At 67.5% G+C, this 228-nt stretch carries 1 protein-coding gene; it reads right to left on the reverse strand.

Annotation, left to right across the window (positions count from 1 at the left end):
• A partial coding sequence (locus RRF55_RS28375; protein ID WP_439419352.1) for a MetQ/NlpA family ABC transporter substrate-binding protein occupies positions 1 to 228 on the reverse strand: 228 nt, incomplete at both ends.

A 228-nucleotide genomic window follows, 5' to 3' on the forward strand; every position in this document is an offset into this window, starting at 1 on the left:
CTGGTATCGATGCCCGCCTCCAGCGCGTAGTTGGCGAAGACGAACGCCAGGTCCACCTGGTTCACCGCACGGGCCAGCAGCGCGCCTTCGAGTTCGCGAATCTTCAGGTGCCTTGGGTTGGCCGCGATGTCGCGCTGGGTCGCCAGGGTGTTGCTCGGGTCCTTGAGGGTGAGCAGCCCGGCTTCGTGCAGCAGCACCAGGGCACGCCCGGCGTTGACCGGGTCGTTG

This window comes from Klebsiella sp. K47 (assembly GCF_051858335.1).
In the GTDB taxonomy this organism is placed as follows: Bacteria; Pseudomonadota; Gammaproteobacteria; order Enterobacterales; family Enterobacteriaceae; genus Klebsiella; species Klebsiella pneumoniae.